At 33.8% G+C, this 16,762-nt stretch carries 13 protein-coding genes and 1 tRNA gene; 6 read left to right on the plus strand and 8 right to left on the minus strand.

What is annotated here, in order from left to right; all coding sequences use genetic code 11:
• Positions 1 to 17: 17 nt before the first annotated feature.
• Genes CLV33_RS04965 through ribB form a run of 3 tightly spaced genes read left to right on the plus strand, consistent with a single transcriptional unit; the run spans position 18 to position 3,908 of the window.
• The gene (locus CLV33_RS04965) at positions 18 to 656 is read left to right on the plus strand and encodes a LolA family protein (protein WP_105472964.1); all 639 of its coding nucleotides are present in this window, start codon (positions 18 to 20) and stop codon (positions 654 to 656) included.
• A 14-nt stretch (positions 657 to 670) separates the two neighbouring features.
• Positions 671 to 2,728 (plus strand): LptF/LptG family permease, encoded by a 2,058-nt coding sequence (locus CLV33_RS04970; protein ID WP_105472965.1) that lies wholly within the window; start codon positions 671 to 673, stop codon positions 2,726 to 2,728.
• A gap of 16 nt (positions 2,729 to 2,744) precedes the next feature.
• A complete protein-coding gene (ribB, locus tag CLV33_RS04975; RefSeq protein WP_394340398.1) occupies positions 2,745 to 3,908 on the plus strand; it encodes a 3,4-dihydroxy-2-butanone-4-phosphate synthase in 1,164 nt (387 codons plus the stop codon).
• A gap of 63 nt (positions 3,909 to 3,971) precedes the next feature.
• Here ribB and CLV33_RS04980 read toward each other — a convergent pair whose 3' ends face one another.
• The 3 genes from CLV33_RS04980 to CLV33_RS04990 form a co-directional block, all read right to left on the minus strand.
• Positions 3,972 to 5,537, minus strand: a complete 1,566-nt coding sequence (locus tag CLV33_RS04980; RefSeq protein ID WP_244906382.1) for a family 16 glycosylhydrolase — start codon at positions 5,535 to 5,537, stop codon at positions 3,972 to 3,974.
• 161 nt (positions 5,538 to 5,698) lie between these two features.
• A complete protein-coding gene (locus tag CLV33_RS04985) occupies positions 5,699 to 6,895 on the minus strand; it encodes a DegT/DnrJ/EryC1/StrS family aminotransferase (RefSeq protein WP_105472966.1) in 1,197 nt (398 codons plus the stop codon).
• 113 nt (positions 6,896 to 7,008) lie between these two features.
• Positions 7,009 to 7,641 carry an NAD(P)H-dependent oxidoreductase gene (locus CLV33_RS04990; protein WP_042241367.1) on the minus strand — a complete coding sequence of 211 codons (633 nt, stop codon included), beginning with the start codon at positions 7,639 to 7,641 and terminating at the stop codon, positions 7,009 to 7,011.
• Between the two features lie 184 nt (positions 7,642 to 7,825).
• Here CLV33_RS04990 and CLV33_RS04995 point away from each other — a divergent pair.
• From CLV33_RS04995 to CLV33_RS05005, 3 genes are all read left to right on the plus strand, one after another.
• Positions 7,826 to 7,910: transfer RNA gene (locus CLV33_RS04995), tRNA-Ser, on the plus strand.
• Positions 7,911 to 8,419: 509 nt separating this feature from the next.
• Entirely contained in the window at positions 8,420 to 10,312 is a 1,893-nt protein-coding gene (locus tag CLV33_RS05000) for a DUF294 nucleotidyltransferase-like domain-containing protein (RefSeq protein WP_105472967.1), read from the plus strand.
• 1 nt (position 10,313) lies between these two features.
• Positions 10,314 to 10,958, plus strand: a complete 645-nt coding sequence (locus CLV33_RS05005) for a 3'-5' exonuclease (RefSeq protein ID WP_105472968.1) — start codon at positions 10,314 to 10,316, stop codon at positions 10,956 to 10,958.
• A gap of 160 nt (positions 10,959 to 11,118) precedes the next feature.
• On the opposite strand, the gene acs is transcribed toward CLV33_RS05005, so the two are convergent.
• The 5 genes from acs to CLV33_RS05030 form a co-directional block, all read right to left on the minus strand.
• Entirely contained in the window at positions 11,119 to 13,026 is a 1,908-nt protein-coding gene (gene acs / locus CLV33_RS05010; RefSeq protein ID WP_105472969.1) for an acetate--CoA ligase, read from the minus strand.
• Between the two features lie 119 nt (positions 13,027 to 13,145).
• Positions 13,146 to 13,361, minus strand: coding sequence for a hypothetical protein (locus tag CLV33_RS05015; protein ID WP_042241099.1), 216 nt, complete (start codon positions 13,359 to 13,361; stop codon positions 13,146 to 13,148).
• A gap of 71 nt (positions 13,362 to 13,432) precedes the next feature.
• The gene (locus CLV33_RS05020; protein WP_042241352.1) at positions 13,433 to 13,798 is read right to left on the minus strand and encodes a response regulator transcription factor; all 366 of its coding nucleotides are present in this window, start codon (positions 13,796 to 13,798) and stop codon (positions 13,433 to 13,435) included.
• A gap of 17 nt (positions 13,799 to 13,815) precedes the next feature.
• Entirely contained in the window at positions 13,816 to 16,506 is a 2,691-nt protein-coding gene (locus CLV33_RS05025) for a sodium:solute symporter family transporter (protein WP_105472970.1), read from the minus strand.
• Positions 16,499 to 16,693 (minus strand): hypothetical protein, encoded by a 195-nt coding sequence (locus tag CLV33_RS05030; protein WP_105472971.1) that lies wholly within the window; start codon positions 16,691 to 16,693, stop codon positions 16,499 to 16,501. The genes CLV33_RS05025 and CLV33_RS05030 overlap by 8 nt, the downstream gene beginning before the upstream one ends.
• Positions 16,694 to 16,762 lie beyond the last annotated feature (69 nt).

Raw genomic sequence — 16,762 nt, forward strand, 5'->3', positions numbered from 1 at the left:
TGAAGTAAAATAAAAAAATGAAAAAGTTAATTTTTATACTAAGTATTGTATGCACCGTTTTTTCTGGTTTCGCACAAAATAAAGGAAAGGCGTTATTGAACGAGGTTTCTGAAAAAGTAAAAAACTACGATAATATTTCTATCGACTTTAAGTATATTTTAGAAAATACTGCCGAAAACATAAAACAAGAAACACGTGGCGATGTTGTTTTAGAGGGTGAAAAATATAAATTAAATATCTTAGGTATTACCCGCCTGTACGATGGAAAAACACTCTACACCATTAGTCCAGAAGACGAAGAAGTAACCATTACTACCCAAGCCGAAGATGAAGCAGATGCCATTACCCCAAGTAAAATGCTATCGTTTTACGAAGACGGTTACACCTATGCCATGGATATCGTTCAAAATATAAAAGGTAGAAAAATTCAATATGTGAAGCTTACACCCATTGATTCTAATTCTGAAATAACTTATATTCTTTTAGGTGTTGATGCTTCAACAAAGCACATCTACAACTTAATTCAAATAGGTAAAAACGGTACAAAAACCACACTAACCGTTAATTCTTTTAAAACGAACGAACCATTATCAAAAACCTTATTTACCTTTGATGCCGATAAATATCAAGATTATTACATCAATAAGATTGATTAGGTAGTCGCACCCTTGTGAAAATACTAGACCGCTACATACTAACTACTTATCTTAGAACTTTTCTAAGTGTGTTTACCATTTTGCTGCTCATTTTTGTATTGCAAATGATATGGCTTTACATTAAAGAACTGGCAGGTAAGGATTTAGATTTAAGTACCATTATGAAATTTATCATATATGGGCTCCCAAAATTAATACCACTGGTTCTGCCACTTACCATACTGCTTACCTCTATAATGGTATTTGGTAATTTTGCCGAAAACTACGAGTTTGCTGCCATGAAATCCACAGGTATCTCCCTGCAACGCGCCATGGCAAGCCTAAGTGTGTTTATAGTAGCATTGGGTTTTGTTACCTTTTGGTTCTCTAACAACGTTATTCCTTGGGGCGAATATAACTTCTTTAATCTTAGAAAAAACTTAGCCAAAGTTAAGCCTTCTATGGCCATTGCCGAAGGACAATTTAATGAAATAGAATCTACACCTTACAACATTAAAGTTGAAAAAAAATCAGGAGAAAAAGGTCAGTTTTTAGAAACTGTTGTTATACATAAAAAAAGTGTTGACGGTAGAAGAAACGCTACTACTATAACTGCTAAAAATGGCGAGTTGGTAAGTAGTGAAAACTCTAACATTTTAAAACTTATACTCTTTGATGGTAATTTTTATGAAGATGTATATCCTAGAAAACTTAAAGATCGTAAAAAATACCCTTTTGCTAAAAGTAGCTTTGAAACCTACACCATGAATATTGATTTATCTAACCTCAACACCGTTGATATTGACGATAAATCCTATTCTAACAAATATAACATGTTAAACGTTAACGAATTAGATTATACCATAGATTCCTTAACAATTCAACACGACAATGCTATTGAAGATTTTAGTATGGTAATGCTTCAAAGAACAAGCATAAACAAAGCTATAAATCTTGCGCGGGCACTTCCACCGGAAGAATCTGAAGAACAGTATACCAACCCTACTAATAACACACCCAACACTAAAACATTAGAAAACAAAGCACCTACTACACCTCTAGATTCTGTGTACTCTGGCGAGATAAGAGATTTGTTCAGCCCTAAAAAAAATTCGGTATTCGTAAATAGTGCCATAAGTGCTGTAAATAGTATAGACCAACTTATCGAAAACAAAAAAACATCATTAGAACCAAGAAAAAAATGGTACAATCGCCATGTTATTTCATTTCATGAAAAGCTTGCGTTACCCTTTGCCTGTATTATACTATTTTTTGTTGGAGCACCACTTGGCGCATTAATTAGAAAAGGCGGCATTGGTTTACCTATGGTTATAGCCATTTTATTGTTTTTAACCTATCACTTTATTGGTATTTTTGCTATGAATAGCGCAAAGAACGATAGCTTTAATCCTATTTTGGCAAGCTGGTTTTCAACACTAATTATGCTACCATTAGGTGTGTTTTTAACCAAACGCGCTACGGCAGATAAAGGCCTTTTTGATTTTGATAGTATTACCGTACCCCTTAAAAGATTCTTTAAAATAAAAGACAAAAACAAAGAAAATTTTAAATTTTTAACCTCTTTTACCAACGATAAACTATTTGATGCTATAACCAATTATGAATCTTTAGGGTATACAGAAGCCACCAGATACGAGGCCGTAACTTTATTAAATAACAGAGGTGTTTCTACACAAGAACTTATAGAGAAACATATGTTTAGAAGCAACGCTTTTATAACCTCGCAAAAATTAGCAAAAGATTACAAAGACCACTCAAAATTTGCTGTTACACTTTATATTATTGGTATAGCCTTACTAATCCTGTTTTTTGTTTTTAAAAATAACAAACTCCCTTCTTTAGAATCGGCATCAATTCAACTAAGTGTAGTTGCCCTTATACTTTATATTGTCTATTATATAAAATCTATACTAAACATTAATACATTTTACAAGCACATTAATATTCCTAAAAGAAAACCTAACATAGTTTTTATAATATTAGGCTTGCCTCTATACGTAATAACTTTTGTATTCTTGAGATTTAAAATAAAAGAAGACTTAAAGCTTAATTGTTTAGAGAGTTTAAAATAAGCAATATCTTTGCAAAATGATAGCAGAAAATTCCATGACCACAGAAAGTACAGCGCAATTTCAATTGAACACCATACATGATGCTATTGAAGACATCAGAAATGGAAAGGTTATTATTGTAGTAGACGACCAAAATCGTGAGAATGAAGGCGATTTTGTTGCAGCTGCTGAAAAAGTTACGCCAGAAATGATAAATTTTATGGCTACCCATGGAAGAGGATTAATTTGTGCACCTCTAACAGAAAACCGCTGTAAAGAGCTTGAGCTTAACATGATGGTAAATAATAATACCGATCCTATGGAAACTGCGTTTACCGTATCGGTAGATTTACGTGGTAATGGTGTTACTACTGGTATTTCAGCAAGCGACAGAGCTAAAACTGTAAAAGCGCTTATAGACAATAACACAAAACCTTTTGAATTGGCAAGACCTGGACATATTTTTCCTTTGGTAGCCAAAGAAGGTGGCGTACTAAGGCGTACAGGACATACCGAAGCTGCTATAGATTTTTCTAGATTAGCTGGACTAAAACCTGCGGGGGTAATTGTAGAAATTATGAACGAGGATGGTACTATGGCACGTTTACCACAGCTCATAAAAGTTGCAGAAAAATTTAATCTAAAAATTGTTTCAATTGAAGATTTGGTGGCTTACAGAATGCAACACGACTCCTTAATCGAGAAAAAAGAAGATTTTGAAATCCATACACGTTTTGGTAATTTTAGATTACGTGCTTACAAGCAAACTACAAATAACCAAATACATATTGCCCTTACAAAGGGGCAATGGATAACAAACGAACCTGTTTTAACGCGTATTAATTCTACTTTAGTTAACAATGATATTCTTGGTACACTTACCAATAACGTTGATGAACAGCTTAACGCTATGTTTAAAAAAGTAAACGATGAAGGTAAGGGTGCTATTATTTTCATAAATCAAGAAGTACAAGCTACCAATATTTTAAATAGATTATTGTTTTTAAAGGAAAACCAAAAACATAATGAAGTATTAAAAGCCCCAAAAATAAATATGGATATTAGGGATTTTGGTATTGGCGCACAAATACTTCATGATTTAGATATTCATAAATTAAGGCTAATTACTAATAGCGAAAAAACCAAACGTGTGGGGATGATTGGTTATGGCTTAGAAATTGTGGAATACGTTAATTATTAGACTTAGACTAAAAGCATATAACTTTTGCTTATAACACTACTTTTACAATTTAAAAGTATATACTTATTTAATCACTATGCGCTTTGTTGCGATAGCGGTGTTGGTAAAAATTTTAACAACATATATACCAGCATTTAAGTGTTCTATATGTACCGTTTTACTTTGTGTAGTTTCTAGAACTTTATGACCTAGCATATCGAATATTTCAATGTTTTCTATTGAATTTTTAGATATAATATTTATCGTATTACTTACCGGGTTTGGATAGATTTTAAAATCTGTATGTGTATAGTCTGTAACATCAAGTGCTGTATTTTGGTACACCCTAACATAATCTATAATCATGCTACTGTTAGTAAAAGTTGGATCTACAGTTCCTGATATGCCACCCATAGCGACATTTAATAGCATATATTGGTCTTCATCAAAAGGCCATGTATTCGCATTTTTTTCAGACGGGTTGTAGGTATAATACGCTATACCATCTACCAAAAAGGTAATTTGATTAGGTGACCAATTCATAGAATAAATATGGTAATTATTCGCTACATCGCTAATTGTTTGCGAAGCGGTATTTACCGTATTACCAAAACTTGAGGGCGTATGTATTGCACTCGATGTATGGTTTACAGCTCCCAAACCATGTTCCATAATGTCAATTTCGCCACAAGCAGGCCAATTTGTAGTGCCAAAACCTTGGTTATCCCAATACCCGCCATCTTCATTAATAGTTTTACCTAGCGTCCAAATTGCTGGCCATGTGCCATCTTCGTTAGGCAATTTTGCCCTTACATCTACCCGTCCGTAAGTAAAAGCAAATTTAGAGTTTAGTCTTGCTGAAGTATATTGCTTTGTTACACCTTGATCTGTAAAGGATTCTTTTATGGCTACAATATTTAAATTACCATTTTCTACAAACGAATTTTCTATTCTGTTCGTGTAATGCTGTACTTCGCCATTAAACCAACTTCCACCAGCTGGTATTTGTGTTTGGTGAAACCAATTTGTAGCGTTAACGGGTGTTTTTCCCGCGGTATTAAATTCATCTGCCCAAACTAAATCTGTGTATTCTACATCAATTGCATTTGGATCTGTAGGTGTAGAACCATCATCTATATCATCAATAAGATATGTACCCGATATATTACTTCCGCCATCAATAAAAATTGTTAAACGACCATAAGTTCCTGAAGCATTAACAGGCGTAGTGCCATCTGAACTCAATACTGCATTTGCAAAATTAAACTGTATGTTGTTACGCCACCCAGAAGTGTTGGTATTTACTTTTACCTCTACATCTGGATTTGCTCCAAGTTCTAATTTAAGAAGAATAGTATGCGTATTGGCATCAAATTGATAAAAATCTAGACGAATTGTTTTTAGTACATCTAGATCTATCGGTCGTATTAAATCTATATAAAACCCTTGCCATGCATTTGTACCGTCATTAAAAAATTGGCCTACGGTATCGCTAGCATCATTGGGATTATTACGGGTAGAAAAATTGCTGCTACTAAAACCAATAAAGTTATCTGAGCTATCAGAAAAGTTTATGGGCATTTGCTGCGCAAATAGTAATGTAGTTGCAAAGAAAAGTATTCCTGTTAATTTTGTGTAGCGGTAACGCATAGTTTTAGTTTAGTTACCAAAGCTATTGTTTAAACTCTAAAGCCCATAAAATTACACCACAACAAAAACCATACAAAAAGGCATGAAACAAAAATTTTAGCTAATTTACTGGTATTAACACTTTCAATTCCATAAAAATGCCTAAATACCGAAATCGAGGACTAGTTCAATACACCTCGTATAATCTCGCTCATTTTTTTAGCTCTAGCTTTCACCTCATCTTCTGTCCAAGATAATTTGATTAAGCACGATATATTTCTACCTATAAAATGGTCTGATATTGAAAAATCTTGATGTTTTAAGTTCAACAAAGCATTTTTAACATCCTCGGAAATTGGATATAACGATTTTAAATCCTTAAGATGATCCCATCGTCTTATATAATGCCAATTGTTATTGTAGTAATTCCAACAGGCATCTACACCGCGTTCCTTAAAGCCATTACTTACTTTTGATGCAGTTTCTAAATCTGGTAGAGAGAAATTTAAAAATGCGCAACTCTCTACACCACCATCGGGAACTGCTCTAAAGGTTACTTCTGGAATTTCTGCTAAGGCTTCCCTTAGGATATTAAAATTTCTTTTTTGAATATCTAAAAACTCGGGCAATCGTTTTACTTGAGCCAAACCTACGGCAGCATGCAGTTCTGAAATCCTAAAATTATAACCTAAAAATGGATGACTTTCGGCACCTCTATCATTTCCTATATGATCATGACCGTGGTCGCTGTAATGATCGGCGTTTATATAGTACTTTTCGTTATTAGTTACTACCGCGCCACCTTCGCCACAGGTTATGGTTTTTACAAAATCGAATGAAAAACAACCTAAATCGCCAATGCTTCCTAAAGGTTTTCCTTTGTAAGAACCACCAATGGCTTGACACGCATCTTCTACTACCAATACGTTATGCCTATTAGCAACCGCTTGTATCGCATCCATATTTGCCATACTACCGCACATTTGTACCACCATTATAGCTTTGGTTTTAGGTGTAATAGCGTTTTCTATGGCTTTAGGGTTTAAGCACAGTGTATCGTCTATATCTACTAAAACGGGTATAGCCCCAAGCATCATTATAGCCTCAAAACTTGCCACAAAAGTAAATGCCGGCATAATAACCTCGTCGCCTGCCCCTACTCCAGCCGAAGCTAGCGCTACCGTAACAGCCGCAGTACCGCTAGACACCAATTGTACATATTTAGATTTAAAGGTGTTTTGAAGTTCTTTTTCCAGTGCCTTAGCTTTCCAGTGGCCTTTTCGCATCCCGTCGAAACCATAGCGCATTAGCACACCATTGTCCAACACATCGTTTACTTCTTTTCTTTCTAAATCTCCAAATAATTCAAATCCTGGCATAGTTTTATTTGTTTTTATTCTAAGCTCCTCCTAGCCTCCCCATAGTGAAGGAATTGATTTTGTTAAAGGCTATTTTTATAACTTCCACTCTTACGAGGGTTTAGGGCAAGCTATTACAGTTCTATTACAGCTTCGCTTATTGGTTGTCGTACTTTTTTTAATTCTGAAAACATATCGTCTGTTGCCCTGTAACCTACCGGTAACAGTAATACTGTTTTTAAACCTTTAGGCTTTAGCTGTAATATTTCATCGTATTTTGAAGGTACAAAACCTTCCATTGGGCATGCGTCTATGTGCTCTAGAGCGCAAACCGTCATAAGATTACCTAAGGCAATATAAGCTTGTTTTGTAGACCACTGCTGGCGTTCTTCTACCGACATTTTTCCTACCATTGCCAACAACCCTTCCCTGTAGGGTTTTAAAATAGTTTCTGGTGTTTCCCTAACGGTTTTTATGTTATTGTAATAAGTGTTTACATCGTTGTCTAAAATATCATCTTGTATACAAATTACAAGTAAATGAGAGGCATTTAACACCTGCTTTTGGTTGTAGGAGTGCTCTACAAGTTTAGTTCGTATAGCTTTATCTTGTATTACCAACATTTTTATGGTTTGTAAGCCATAAGAAGTTGCTGTTAAATTGAATGCTTGTTTTAAGATATTGAGTTTATCTTCAGAAAGTATTTTAGTACTATCGAACTTTTTAGTGGCATAGCGCCATTGTAATTGTTTTATTGTGTTTGACATTACAATTATTTTTTTGCAAAAATAAGGTTTGAAAACTTGTTTTAACAAAATAACGCATAAAATAAAGTAATTGTAAAATGCCGTAAATTTATTTGCAAAAAGATACCATTTTATTTGAAAGAATTAAAAAAAGGTTGTTATATTTGCACCCGCATTCAGGTAAATAGCCTGATGAAGCACTCAAGGAGAAATGGCAGAGTGGTCGAATGCGGCAGTCTTGAAAACTGTTGAGGGTCACACCTCCGGGGGTTCGAATCCCTCTTTCTCCGCAAAAAGCCTTGTAATCTTTTGATTTACAAGGCTTTATTTTTTTGTGTTGACAGTATGATTGACAATACTATATAATTTAGTTTTATATATACCACAGTTTAAGATTTCACTTTTTATTAATAAGCCTTACATCTAAACTTCTTCAATATATAAATTATAAACAATAGGGTTCTACTTTTTCCTGATTTAATGATTATTCATTTGTTAAACCATGTAATGCTTTTCTGGTTTCAACTTTACTAAATGTTTTAAATACATCTTCTACATTATCATTTTCACTATTAGCAGGTAAATTATTTTGAATAAGGTTTTGTATAAGCTCCCTTTTGCTTCTTATTTATACTTCTGTATTTTAAATCATCAATCTGTTTTTGTTCTTTAAACATAGATATTGATTGATTTAACGTCTTTAAAAACAGAAATCATTATAAGAATAATAATAACACTATTTTTATAGTAAAACCATAAGACGTCGTTATCGTAAATCATTTTTGCATAAATTAGTAGTATGAAGCACACCATTGCAGAACGCATTTACGATTTTTTAAAAGCATTTCCACCTTTCAGTATGCTTTCAAGGGCACAATTACTTGCTATTTGTAAAGCTGTTGATGTACATTATTTAGAAAAAGATACAGATATATTTATAAATGGAAGCCCTATAAAAAATCAATTTTACGTAGTAAAAGATGGTGCTATTGGGCTTTTTAAAGCACAAACAAATGCTTTGGTTGATAAATGCGATGAGGGTGATATTTTTGGGTTACGCGCTCTTATGCGTCAAGGGGATTATAAGTTAACCGCAAAGGCTTTAGAAGAAAGTATTGTGTACAGTATTTCCCTAGATTTATTTGAGGCCTATATTGCTACAAACCCAAATGCCAGTACTTTTTTAATATCTAGTTTTGCTACTAATACCACATACATAGAATCTAGTACTCTAGAACCTGCAAAAACCGCTTTAAATGTCCCAGATTTTTTTGAAGAACAATCTGCCAACTATTCCAAGAACCCTGTGTGTTGCGCATTAAACACCAGTATAAAAGAGGCTGCCCTTGTAATGACCAATAAGCGTGTTGGCTCTATAATTATTACCAAAAACAATAAACCTTTAGGCATAATTACTGATAAAGATTTAAGAACAAAAATAGCTACAGGTTTTATGTCTATTAGCCATAGTGTTGATAAAATTATGTCTTCTCCCGTAATTACATTTCCAGAAAACATCACCGTGGCTGAAGCACAAATAGCTATGATAAAACATAAAATAACCCATTTATGTATTACAAAAGATGGCACTCCAAACTCAGAATTAAAGGGTGTGTTATCAGAGCATGATATTGTGGTAATTAGGGAAAACAACGCATCTGTTTTAGTTAAAGAAATAAAACGCGCCACAACAACACAGCAATTACAACATATTCGTAAACGTGCTCACGAAGTTTTAAAACGCTACATAGCGCAACACATACCTATTACATTTGCTACCAGAATACTATCTGCAATTAATGAGATTATAACCCAACGCATTATAGATTTAGCCATTAAAGACATGCCCACTCCGCCCCCAACCGCTTTTAGTTGGTTAACAATTGGAAGTCAAGGACGCGAAGAACAACTACTACTAACAGACCAAGATAATGCCTTAGTTTTTAAAGACGTATCGGAAGAGGCCTACGAAAGTACTAAAAGTTATTTCCTAAAACTTTCTAAAATCATCACAAACAGTTTAAATACTGTTGGGTTTGAATTTTGTCCTGCAGGAATGATGGCTAGCAATCCTAAATGGTGCTTATCCTTATCTGAATGGGATATACAATTTAAAGAATGGATTACCAAACCAGACCAAGATAACCTTATGCTATGTACCATTTTCTTTGATTTTGAATATGTATATGGCGATAAAACGCTAGTTAACGCCATGGCAGAAGGTGTTTCTAAATCTATTGCTTCTTATGATATATTTTTAAACTTTTTAGGGTTAAATGCTTTGAAAAATCCACCACCGTTAAGTTTCTTCAGGCAGTTTTTGGTAGAACAAGACGGGGCACATAAAGACCAATTCGATATTAAAGCACGCGCTATGATGCCCTTAGTAGACGCCGCTAGATTATTGGTACTTTCTAAAAACATTAAAATCAATAATACCATACTTCGCTATAAAGCATTAGCCGAAGCCGAACCACAAAACAAAGATGTTTATATAGCTTGCCAAGAAGCATTTAAAACATTACTGCGATTTAGAACAGAACAAGGCATACGCCATAAAGATTCTGGAAGATTTATAGATTTACAAACACTTAGTAAGGCCGATAGGCTAGAGCTGAAAAACTGCTTTAAAGCTATTAAGGATATACAAGATTTAATTCAAACACGGTTTAAACTAGCTCAATTTATGTAATATGCGGTGGTTAAAGAAAAAAACATATCCTGAGTTTTGGACTAGCTATCTTGAGCATTTTAAAACGAAAACAAAAGATTTTAATACACTAAGATTTATTGCTTTTGATACCGAAACTACAGGCTTAAATACAGAAACAGACAGAATATTATCTATTGGAGCCATTGCAATTAAAGGACATGTTATAAAGGTATCTGACAGTTATGAGTGCTATATAAAACAAGATGTTTTTAACGCCAAAGTTGTAAAAATAAATGGCTTATTAAAAGAAGGTAGACTTGATAAAATTGATGAAAGCACCTCTATTATTCAGTTTTTAGAATACATAAAAGATAGTATTCTGGTTGCACACCATGCAGCTTTTGATGTTGCTATGATAAATGCCGCATTGAAACGCATGAACTTACCTAAACTAAAAAATAAAGTAATAGATACTGGGCGTATTTATAAAAAAACCAAGTACGTTAAAAACGACAAACATTACAGTCTTGACGAATTATGCGACATGTTTAATATTAGAATGCACGACAGACATACAGCTTCTGGAGACGCCTACTTAACAGCGCTACTGTTTTTAAAACTGTCGTCACTTTTACGCAAAAAGAATAAAGGTTTAAAACTTAGCCACTTTTTAGATTGGATATAAAACAAGAGGCCGCCTAAAACGTGCTTTAGCATAGTACATTAAGAACGATAACGAAGAACTTTAAAGCACAAATACTATGTATTTAATATTTTAAAAGATGCTTCACCTGCACTAAGAATAACACTTTTAGACAACCTCTGTAATGTAGCCTAAACTTAATTTACAATACGTTATCCATAATATCCTGAACAACTTCTGGGTTTAATAGCGTACTTGTATCTCCTAAATTACTAGTATCGTTACTTGCAATTTTTCGTAATATTCTACGCATAATTTTACCAGAACGTGTTTTAGGCAATCCGTCTGTAAATTGAATTTTATCTAACTTGGCAATTGGCCCAATTTGCTCTGTAATAATTTGGTTTATTTCCTTGCGGAGGTTGTCTTGATTTCTGTATTCTCCTGTTTCCTTTAAGGTTACATAACCATATAGCGCATTCCCTTTAATATCGTGCGGAAATCCAACAATAGCACTTTCTGCAACTGCTGGGTGTTCGTTAATGGCATCTTCTATAGGAGCCGTTCCTAAGTTATGCCCAGAAACAATTATTACATCATCTACACGACCTGTAATTCTGTAGTACCCCACCTCATCTCTTAAAGCGCCATCTCCTGTAAAATATTTGTTATCGTAAGCCGAAAAGTAGGTATCCTTATAGCGTTGGTGGTTACCCCATATGGTTCGTGCCATACTTGGCCATGGGTACTTTATACATAATCTTCCATCAACCTGGTTTCCTTTTATTTCCTCTCCTTGTTCATCCATTAAAGCTGGCTGAATTCCTATAAATGGAAGTGTGGCGTAAGTAGGTTTGGTTGGTGTTGCAAAAGCTATTGGAGAAATCATGATGCCGCCTGTTTCGGTTTGCCACCAAGTGTCTACAATTGGCGATTTTTTCTTTCCTACGTTATCATCATACCAGTGCCACGCCTCTTCGTTAATAGGTTCTCCAACAGTACCCAAAACTTTCAATGAGGATAAATCGTGTTTTTCTAAATGCTCTACACCTTCCTTAGCTAAGGCACGTATTGCCGTTGGTGCTGTATAAAATTGATTGACTTTGTGTTTTGCTACGATTTCCCAAAATCTACCAAAATCTGGGTAACTTGGTACGCCTTCAAACATAATTGTTGTTGCTCCATTACACAACGGCCCATATACAATGTAACTATGCCCAGTTATCCACCCTATATCTGCTGTACACCAATACACATCTTCTTCCCTATATTGAAATACGTTTTTAAATGTATAGGCAGTATATACCATGTAACCTGCGGTAGTATGTACCATACCTTTAGGCTTTCCCGTAGAACCAGAGGTGTACAAAATAAACAAAGGGTCTTCGGCATCTACTATTTCTGGTTTACAATCGTGGTGTGCTTTATCCAATAAAGGTTGTAACCACTTATCCCTTCCTTCTTTCATACTGATATTGGTATTAATTCGCTTTGCCACCAAAACTGTATCTACACAAGGACAGTCTTCTAAAGCCTCATCTACTATACCCTTTAAATCTATAGTTTTTGATCCACGATATGAGCCATCGCTAGTAATTACCATTTTACATTCGCTATCATTAATTCTTGTAGCTAAAGCTGTTGATGAAAAGCCAGCAAACACCACGGAATGAATAGCGCCTATACGGGCACATGCCAAGACCGAAATTGCTAATTCGGGAATCATAGGTAGGTAAACACAAACGCGGTCTCCCTTACCTACACCATTATTCTTAAGCACATTTGCAAATTTACATACCCTTTCGTGTAACTCTCGGTAAGTAATATGCTGCGCTTCTTCTTCTGGATTATTAGGCTCGAAAATAATAGCTGTTTTATCGCCTCTTGTATACAAATGACGGTCTATACAATTCTCTGTTATATTTAATTTAGCGCCTTCAAACCATTTAATTTCTGGTTTTGTAAAATCCCAACTTAAAACGTTATTCCATTTTTTACGCCACATAAAGTGCTCTTCTGCTATTTCTTCCCAAAAGGTTTCAGGATTTCTTACAGATTTACGATACACTTGGTAGTATTCTTCTAAATGTTTTATGTGATAATTACTCATAATGTGATAGATTATTTTTTTGTTTTATTTTAATTGCATTTGCATATATTCTCAATGCTTAAAAATTATTAGGTGTAAGACTATGTTTTTATTGAAAAATTTTTGGTGAATCATGGCTACTATGTTTTAGAATTAAGTAGTCCAAACCAGTTTGGATTTAGAATTTTAAGCTTAATAAGCACCCAAATAATAAGCACAAAACAAATACCCATTACTACGGACAGTATGGGTGTTGTGTAGGTTTCACTTTCAAATTTAAACCTAAAATAAAGGGTAGCAATAGCGTAGATACTAATTATAATATCAGACGCTAATGGGTTAATACGAAATTTCATGTCTTTAAACTTTAATTAAACATTGTTTGTTTGCACACAAAACCAACATTTAATAGCTGTAAAGACTATCTTTAAGCAATAAGTTCCAGTATTTCTGAAACTATTTTTTTTACAGAAAAAGGTTTGGTTAAATATTTATCTGCTCCAAGTTTTAAACCCTTTTCTATATCTGAAGCTTTATTTTTAGCAGTTAAAAACACCACTTTAGTATTTTTTAAACTGTTTGTATTTTTAATATGTTTTAAAGTTTGATATCCGTCTACATTTGGCATCATAATATCTAACAACACCACGCTTGGTGTTTGATGTTTTAATATTTCTAAAGCCTCACCGCCATCTCTTGCTATAAACACTTCAAAATTTTGTTTTTTAAAAGTGTATTCTAACGACATTACTATATTTGGCTCATCATCTACAATTAAAATTTTCTTCTCCATTTTTTCCAGCTTCTAATTTACTTAAAAGGTATTGTAAAAACAAGCGTTGCGCCACTTTTTATGCCTTTTTTTGCCCAAATTTTTCCGTTGTGCTTTTCAACAATTTGTTTGGTTATTGCCAAACCTAATCCACTACCTTGTGGTTTAATAGTGTTTTGATGTTTTGATTGGTAAAATTTATCGAAAATATAATCGTGGTCTTCCTCTGGTATTCCTTTACCATTATCGGTTACAGAGATTTCTATGCGTTCATTTCCCAATTTATAATCCACTATAATTTTCCCCGTTTTAGGATTACAGAATTTAATAGCATTAGATAATAAATTAGTTAGTACTTGTAAGATGCGGTCTTCGTCATAATTAGTTTTAAAGGTATGTACGTTTTTATTTATAATTTTCACCTCTTTATTTGCTGCAATTTGCGAAATACTACTAATGGCCTTTGTTATGGTTTTTTGAATATCGTTGTAGGCAAAATCTAAATTTAAACGACCTGTTTCTAGTTTTTCAAAATCTAAGATGTTGTTGATTAAGCGCCCTAACCTATCAGAATCTTGAAGTATATTTTTTAAAAATTGCGCTTTCACCTCTTTTGGCATATCATCATCTTCATCCATTAATAACTCTGTAGCAGCACGAATACCAGTAATTGGTGTTTTAAGTTCGTGCGCAACTGTATCTAAAAACTCATCTTTTTGCTTGTCTTTCAATATTAATTCCTGGTTGGCATCTTTAAGTTTTAATGATAGTTGGGTTAACTGGTTAGACTTCTCTGTTAATACTCTATTACTAACTATATTTTCTTTAGACTCTTCTAAAATTTTCAAAACCTCAACCAAACTAATCTGTTCTTCTTTAACCACACTGGCAATTAATATTTTTGCTGAGGCTGATCCAATGCTACCGGTCAACAATTTTTCAGAAAAATTAATTAACCTAGCATCTGCCAATTGAGTGTCTTGTGGCAACTTATATTTTGTAAAGAAAATTTGTAGTGCCCTTGTTGCTCTCTTTTCACCTAAAAAACGAACAAGTACATTTTTTATATCCCCAACAAAAGCCTCTCCCTTCCAAACCAAAGCACTGTCCTGTAGGGTTGAAAAGTTTTTACTATCCACAAACATTTCGGCATAATTACGTTCGCGATAATTCCCTTTAGTTGTTAACGAAAACGTTAAATAACACAATACATTAAACAACATACTCCAAAAAAAAGCGTGTGCTGGAGCACTTAAAAAATCTATCCCTAAAAGCGCATGGGGTTTTAAGGCACTAACCCCCATGAAACCATGTTGCGTAAAATTGTCTGTTCCTGTGTAAGCCTGTAAAGTAAATGGTAATACCAACGTATAGAACACAATACAAAAACCTACAATTATACCTGTAATTGCTGCTTTAGATGATCCCCTGTTCCAAAATAGACCTATAAAAAAAGAAGGTGCCAATTGCGAAATAATTACAAAGGAAATTAAGCCAATTGCATATAGCGATAATTCTTTTGAGAAAGATACATAAAAGAAATAGGCGGTAATTATAATAGTAAAAATAGAAATGCGCCGAATGTTCTTTATGTATTTAGAATTACGCTCTGGTTGATTTTTTATGAATTTATCTAAAAAGCCGTAAGGAATAATTAGGTTGTTACTTACCATTGTGGACAATGCTAAAGTTGACACAATAACCATAGAAATTACGGCAGAGAAACCACCTAAAAACACAAGTGTTGCCAAAAAGGAATTTCCATGTTTTAACGGAAGTAATAAGGTATAATATTCGGCATTTTGTGTGTCCCCAAAAGTAAGCTTTCCTGCCCAGGCAATAAAAACAACGAAAATATTGAACAACAACAAGTACAACGGAAACAACCAAATGGCCTTTTTTAAATGTTTTTCCCTATTATTCTCCAACACCGATACCTGAAATTGTCTTGGTAATAAAAAAATGGCCATAAACGATAAGGCTATCATAAAAAACCAATTAAAGCCCTCCTCTACACCACCTAGTGTAACGAGTTGCTCAAAATTTTCAGTCTTTGATATTTTATCATAAATATCAGAAGTACCATCAAAAAGATAAAAGGTAATATACGCGCCAATAACTAAAAAAAACACCAATTTTAAGACCGACTCTAGCGCTACAGTGGCAACTATACCTTTGTGTTTTTCAGAAGCATCGGTATTTTGAGTACCAAAAAAAGTAGCAAATATGGCTAAAAGTAATGCCACATAAAACGTGGAGTCGTCTATAACTGTTGTAGAAATATAGCTGGTATCGTCTGAGATAATTTCAAAAGTTTCAGATACCGCTTTTAATTGTAAAGAAATATATGGCAACGTAGCAAACAAACAAACTACAGTTACTAAAGCGCCTAAAAATCTGTTATTTCCATAACGCAAGGAAATAAAATCTGCAATAGATGATATTTTATGCTGTTTAGAAATTCTTATAATTTTTCTAAGCACAATAATCCATAACGGTGCCGCTATAATTGGCCCCAAGTAAATGGGCAAGAAATTAACACCTGTGTTTGCAGCTATTCCAATACTACCGTAATACGTCCAAGCAGAACAGTAAACAGCTAAAGACAGTGTGTATACATATGGGTTATTCACCCATTTACTTTGCTTTTTCTTTTCAGCCAAAAAAGCAATGTAAAACAACACTGCTAAATAAACAATAATTATGGCTACCAAAGCGTAATTACTCATAATACCGTTTTAACACAATGTATGAAATAACAATAGACATCAACCAAAACGTGAATACCGAAAAATAAAAGGTTGGGACTCCCCATACAGCACCTTCAAAATTAAAAATAAGAATAAAAGGTATATTAAAAATTAAAAACAAAGCTATAGATAGTACAATAAGCTTTTGTTCGTGACGTTTTTTCATGGGTTGGCGATATTATAGTTAAGCGACAACAATAACAATAAGTTCCTACTAATATAGCAAATCAGCATT

It is taken from the genome of Jejuia pallidilutea, from assembly GCF_002973595.1.
GTDB lineage: Bacteria > Bacteroidota > Bacteroidia > Flavobacteriales > Flavobacteriaceae > Jejuia > Jejuia pallidilutea.